Source organism: Aminobacter sp. P4_H6_2, assembly GCF_056400805.1.
Genome location: NZ_JBFUKO010000337.1, coordinates 1 through 5,927, shown reverse-complemented (window position 1 = coordinate 5,927; position 5,927 = coordinate 1). Strand labels below are relative to the sequence as shown.

Annotated in this window: 5 protein-coding genes; all 5 read left to right on the top strand. The window is 60.6% G+C overall.

Features of this window, described 5'->3' with window-relative positions; translation table 11 throughout:
* Nucleotides 1-289: 289 nt before the first annotated feature.
* The 5 genes from AC1DUU_RS20945 to AC1DUU_RS20925 all read left to right on the top strand — a co-directional run bounded on the left by AC1DUU_RS20945 (nucleotide 290) and on the right by AC1DUU_RS20925 (nucleotide 5,394).
* Nucleotides 290-1,039: an electron transfer flavoprotein subunit beta/FixA family protein gene (locus tag AC1DUU_RS20945; RefSeq protein ID WP_476785323.1), complete on the top strand. Its 750-nt coding sequence runs from the start codon at nucleotides 290-292 to the stop codon at nucleotides 1,037-1,039.
* 151 nt (nucleotides 1,040-1,190) lie between these two features.
* Complete coding sequence (locus AC1DUU_RS20940) at nucleotides 1,191-2,120, top strand: electron transfer flavoprotein subunit alpha/FixB family protein (protein ID WP_476785322.1); 930 nt, start codon at nucleotides 1,191-1,193, stop codon at nucleotides 2,118-2,120.
* Between the two features lie 113 nt (nucleotides 2,121-2,233).
* Entirely contained in the window at nucleotides 2,234-3,115 is an 882-nt protein-coding gene (locus AC1DUU_RS20935) for a 3-hydroxybutyryl-CoA dehydrogenase (RefSeq protein ID WP_476785321.1), read from the top strand.
* A 263-nt stretch (nucleotides 3,116-3,378) separates the two neighbouring features.
* Complete coding sequence (locus tag AC1DUU_RS20930; RefSeq protein WP_476785320.1) at nucleotides 3,379-4,143, top strand: acyltransferase family protein; 765 nt, start codon at nucleotides 3,379-3,381, stop codon at nucleotides 4,141-4,143.
* Nucleotides 4,144-4,165: 22 nt separating this feature from the next.
* Nucleotides 4,166-5,394 (top strand): IS3 family transposase gene (locus AC1DUU_RS20925; protein ID WP_476785319.1). Its coding sequence is split into 2 segments (ribosomal slippage): nucleotides 4,166-4,514 and nucleotides 4,514-5,394, totalling 1,230 coding nucleotides; the frame shifts between segments, so codons are not numbered across the junction.
* Nucleotides 5,395-5,927: the final 533 nt, after the last annotated feature.

The following is a 5,927-nucleotide window of genomic DNA, read 5'->3' as shown; positions in this document are numbered from 1 at the left end:
GTCATGCCCGAACCCGCAACACCCGAACCACCGGCGGAGCAACCGGCGCCACGCTGGGGCCGGCAATAGCGCTCGTGAGCACAGTTCGTTTCAAACGATTTGAGCTTGAAGCAGATATTGACGCTCACGTTAGCCGCAACTACGTTCCGCCCGCTTGCGGCAGCCTCCCGCCACCGAAAGCGTGAGATCAAGTCTGTTTTTCCGCCCAATATGTCGGCAATCGACAATTGCGTGGGCCCGAGCGCTGCTATAGCGCGCACAATATCGCTGTTCAGAGAGGTACCAGCCCATGAAAGTTCTCGTCCCGGTGAAGCGGGTTGTCGATGCGAACGTGAAGGTGCGCGTGAAGAGCGACGGCTCGGGTGTTGAGCTTGCCAACGTCAAGATGGCGATGAACCCGTTCGACGAGATTGCGGTCGAAGAAGCGATCCGCCTCAAGGAAGCCGGCAAGGTCGAAGAGATCATCGTGGTTTCGATCGGACCTGCCCAGGCGCAGGAGACGCTTCGCACCGCGCTCGCCATGGGTGCTGACCGCGCGATCCTGGTCAAGGTCGACGAGGCTGTCGAGCCTCTCGGCGTCGCCAAGGTGCTGAAGGGCGTGGTCGAGGCAGAAAAGCCCGGCCTGGTGCTGCTCGGCAAGCAGGCGATCGACGACGACAGCAATCAGACCGGCCAGATGCTGGCAGCCCTTCTGGGCTGGGCCCAGGGCACCTTTGCCTCGAAGATCGAGCTTGCTGGCGACAAGGCCAATGTGACGCGCGAAGTCGATGGCGGCCTGCAGACTGTCGAGCTCAAGATGCCGGCGATCGTGACTGTGGACCTGCGCCTCAACCAGCCGCGTTATGCGTCCTTGCCCAACATCATGAAGGCCAAGAAAAAGCCGCTCGACGAAAAGTCGGCCGCCGATTTCGGTGCCGACGTCGCCCCGCGCCTCAAGGTGCTGAAGACCGAAGAGCCGAGCGGCCGCAAGGCTGGCGTCAAGGTCAAGACGGTGGCTGAGTTGGTCGACAAGCTCCGGAACGAAGCCGGCGTGCTCTGAGGATTTAAGGTGAGGCCGGGCTGCAAATGGCGCCGTCCTCCGCTTCCGGTGCTCACGTACTGAAGTACGCTCCGCTCCGGTTCTCGGACGTCACCATTTTCGCCACGGCCTGACCTCAAATCAGGCACCTGATGAATCAAGGGATAAAGAAATGGCAATTCTCCTCATCGCCGAACATGACAACGCTTCGCTCTCCGACCAGACCGCCAAGGCGCTGTCGGCAGCCCTCAAGATCGGCTCCGACATCGACGTCCTCGTCGCCGGCAAGGGCGCCAAGGCGGCCGCCGACGCGGCATCGAAGCTCAAGGGTGTTCGTAAAGTGCTGCTCGCCGAAAGCGACGAACTGGCCGAGCGCCTGGCCGAGCCGATGGCCGCACTGGTCGTTTCGCTCGCGCCCAACTACGACACCATCGTGGCTGCTGCGACCTCGACCGGCAAGAACGTCGCCCCGCGCGTGGCTGCCCTGCTCGACGTTGCCCAGGTCTCCGAGATTATCGAAGTGATCTCCGCCGACACCTTCAAGCGCCCGATCTATGCCGGCAACGCCATCCAGACGGTGCAGGCAACGGATACCAAGAAGGTCATCACCGTGCGCACGGCTTCCTTCCAGGCAGCGCCTGAAGGTGGTTCGGCAGCGGTCGAAACGGTTGCGGCTGCCGCCAATCCAGGCCTGTCGACCTTCGTCGAAAACAAGCTGTCGGAGAACGATCGTCCGGAACTGACCTCGGCCAGGATCATCATCTCGGGCGGCCGTGCGCTTGGTTCGTCGGAGAAGTTCCAGGAAGTCATCCTGCCCGTCGCCGACAAGCTCGGTGCCGCCGTTGGCGCTTCGCGTGCTGCCGTCGACGCCGGCTACGCCCCCAATGACTGGCAGGTCGGCCAGACCGGCAAGGTGGTGGCCCCTGACCTCTACATCGCCTGCGGCATCTCGGGTGCGATCCAGCACCTCGCCGGCATGAAGGACTCCAAGGTCATCGTCGCCATCAACAAGGACGAGGARGCCCCGATCTTCCAGRTYGCCGAYTACGGCATCGTCGGCGACCTCTTCGTCATCCTGCCGGAACTCGAAAAGGCGCTTTGACGCTTCAGCGACTACCGTATTAAATATCGTGGCCGGGGTAGACGAGTGCTACTCCGGCCATTTAGTTTGCATTGCACAAAATCTAATAAAAAGCCTTTGACGGGATAGGTGTGATGACGGGTAAGATCGAGACGATCGGCATTGTCGGCGCTGGCCAGATGGGCGGCGGAATTGCGCATGTCTCGGCGCTGGCCGGCTACAGTGTGCTGCTTTACGACATTTCCCCTGACCGCATCGAAAAGGGCATCGCCACAATCAATGGCAACCTGGCGCGCCAGGTTGCGTCCGGCAAGCTCGAGGACCAGGCCCGCAAGGACGCCATGGCCCGCATCTCGTCGGCCCCAGCGATGGCTGACCTCGCAAGTGCTGATCTGGTGATCGAAGCGGCGACCGAAGACGAGACGATCAAGCGCAAGATCTATGCGCAGCTTTGCCCGCAGCTCAATCCCGAGGCGATCCTGGCCACCAACACCTCGTCGATTTCGATCACGCGGCTTGCCGCCCAGACCGACCGCCCCGAGCGTTTCATCGGCATCCACTTCATGAACCCGGTGCCGTTGATGAAGCTTGTCGAGTTGGTGCGCGGTATCGCCACCGAAAACAAGACCTTCGAGACGGCCAAGGCCTTTGTCAGCAACCTCGACAAGACGGTGACGGTGTCGGAGGACTTCCCCGCCTTCATCGTCAACCGCATCCTGTTGCCGATGATCAACGAGGCGATCTACACGCTCTATGAGGGCGTCGGCACGGTCGAAGCCATCGACACCGCCATGAAGCTCGGCGCCAACCACCCGATGGGTCCGCTGCAGCTTGCCGACTTCATTGGCCTCGATACCTGCCTGTCGATTATGCAAGTGCTGCATGATGGCCTGTCGGACTCGAAGTATCGCCCCTGCCCGCTACTGGTGAAGTATGTCGAAGCCGGCTGGCTCGGCCGCAAGACCGGACGTGGCTTCTACGACTATCGCGGCGAACACCCGGTTCCGACGCGGTGACGTCGTTCGGCGGCGCAGCGATGGCCAACAAACAACCCCTCAACACAGGTGCGGTGGCACCTCTGCGTTCTGACGTGCCCGCCTCCCCTACGCCTTTGGGCTAGAAGCCCTTTTCTCGCATCGATGGATTCTACGCCGGATCGGTGCGCGGCATCCATTGGGGTGAGGACCGACTATATTGCGCTTCTCTCGGCCATCTCCATAGTCGTCGAAGCGGACGGACCAATGTCCCGACTGACAAGCACTCCCTTTGCGAGGGCAGGATGGCTGGGTCTTTGGCAGCAGGTTTCCCGGGCCACGTTGGCAGCGGCCGCGTCGGGACCGTCGACTCGTTGAGGTGTTTTGCGATGACTGCAGTGGTCGCGCAACATACCGGCCTGTTGCCCTTTGGATGGACCGGGGTCTGGCTCTTCTACGTAATCTCCGGATTTGTCGTCACCCTTAGCGTCATCGGACGTCAGTCCACGGTGCCGCCAAGCCAGCAACTTTCCAGTTTTTTTGGCCGTCGGATCCGCAGGATCCTTCCGGTATACTACCTCTACGTGCTGGCCGGCATCGCCACGATGCTCATTCTCGGCAAACACATTGATGCGCTGGCAGTCGGATCTCTGCTCGGCTTTTTCAACAACCTAGCCATGGCTGTTGGCCGCGGAGAACTCTCAGCCTGGCCAGTCGGACATCTCTGGACCATCTCAGTGGAGATGCAGTTCTACCTGGTCTATGGTGTCGTGCTCGTTTTCGCGCCGCGCGGGATTGTGATTACTCTGCTTGTTGCATCGCTGCTTTTCACGCCCGCGATGCGGGGGGTCGCGTCCATTGGGTTGAACACCCTCGAATGGACGAGCGAGGCGAAGGCGTACGCCATCTATTCGGGGCCGTTCCTGCATATCGACGCTTTTGCAATGGGCTCACTGCTCGCGTTCGCCAGCCGGAGCCAATTACTGCCCAAGATCGCGACGCCGCTGGCGGTCGCCGGCTGGAGCGCACCCCTTTTTGACCGGACAGTCGGCATAGCCGATAAGGCATAGGCATGCGCCTATGAGTACGACCATGTCCAAAGCCTCTGATGTCCCATTCAGCCGGGTCGAAGTTATTACCTCAGTGCAACGCCGCCGCCGCTGGTCGGTGGCCGAGAAGGTCAGGCTGGTTGAAGAAGCCATGCAGCCTGGCATGAGCGTTTCTTATGTTGCCCGATGTGCGGGCATTTCTCCCTCCCAGCTGTTTGCCTGGAAGCGGCGGATGCTCGAAGGCGGTCATGCCGCTGTGGAAGCCGACGAAGATGTGGTGGCTGCCTCCAGGGTCCGCGAATTGGAGAAACGCGTCCGCGATCTCGAACGGATGCTCGGCCGCAAAACCATGGAGAACGAAATCCTCAAGGAAGCCATTGAGGTGGCTCGCCCAAAAAAACAGACCTTGCCCTTGGTGTCCTGGCACGATCCCGAGGACGGTTCCCGATGAGCGCCATTGCCAAAACCTTGGGCATTGCCCGTTCCAACCTGATCGAGCGCGCCGCTACGCCCGTGGTCCCGCGTGGTCCCTATCGCAAGCATGGGGATGCCGAGCTTTTGTCCGAGATCAGACCGATCATCGACAAGCGTCCAACCTATGGCTACCGCCGCGTCACAGCACTGATCAACCGGCAACGTCGGCTCAATAGCAAGCCGAAGGTCAACGCCAAGCGGATGTTGCGGGTCATGCGCCAGCATCACCTGACGCTGCAACGCTATACGGCCCAACGTCCGGGTCGGACCCATGACGGCGTCGTCGTGGCCCTGCACTCCAACGTACGCTGGTGTTCGGATCATCTGGAGATCCATGCCGGCAATGGCCAGGTGGTCAGGGTGCTTTTTGTCATCGATGCCTGCGACCGTGAAATCATTGGCTGGTCGGCTGTCGCTAACGCCGGGATCTCGGCCGAAATGGTGTGCGATTTGATGATTGCATCGGTCGAGCGCCGCTTTGGCAGCACCACAACCAGCCATCGGGTGGAATGGCTTTCCGACAATGGCAGCGCCTATATCGCGCGTCAGACAGCTCAAACAGCAGCTGCCCTCGGGCTGGCCCTGCTCTTCACGCCGGTCCGAAGCCCGCAGAGCAATGGCATGTCTGAAGCCTTCGTCAAAACCCTCAAACGCGACTATGCATCGACCTACATCTTGCCCGACACGGACACCATCTTGGCCTTGCTGCCAGACTGGTTCGAAGACTACTGTGAATCCCACCCGCACTCAGGACTGAACTTCAAATCGCCGCGCGAGTTCATCCGCCTCAGTGCTTAAACCCAACCGCCGACTGTCCGGCGAAACGGGGTCCATATGTGGACGCCCCTTTGGCAAGAGCTTTATGACGATTCCGTCGATCGGTCGGTTGCARCCATATGTCCGGCCTGTTCGTGCAGCCGGAGTGGCTGCTGGCCCAGATGCTCTTTGCGAACTGGATCCCTGATCACTCCATCGCGCTCGAAGACGCTGGACCCCACGGGTTCTTCCGATTCCGGCACCACCGATTGGCATCAATCGTTCTTTGCCCTTCCCAATCTTCTCGCGAACGCTCCCGTCCTGACGTCCTATTTGTGCTCAGGCAGGAACGGCGCGGTAGGTCGTAAGCGCCAAGGGCATCCCATCTGGTTTTAGGTAAAGCTTCAGGCGACATTTGGCACGAGCGATCCAGATTGGTGCCATGTTCTATGTCTACGCCTATGCCTGCGGATAGAAATTTTCATTTGATTGAGGCGTTTCCGGCTCCGTTTGAAGGTGCGCCAATTGCGCGTCGTCGGCGCTGGTCTGATGCGTTCAAAGCGGCGATGGTGGCC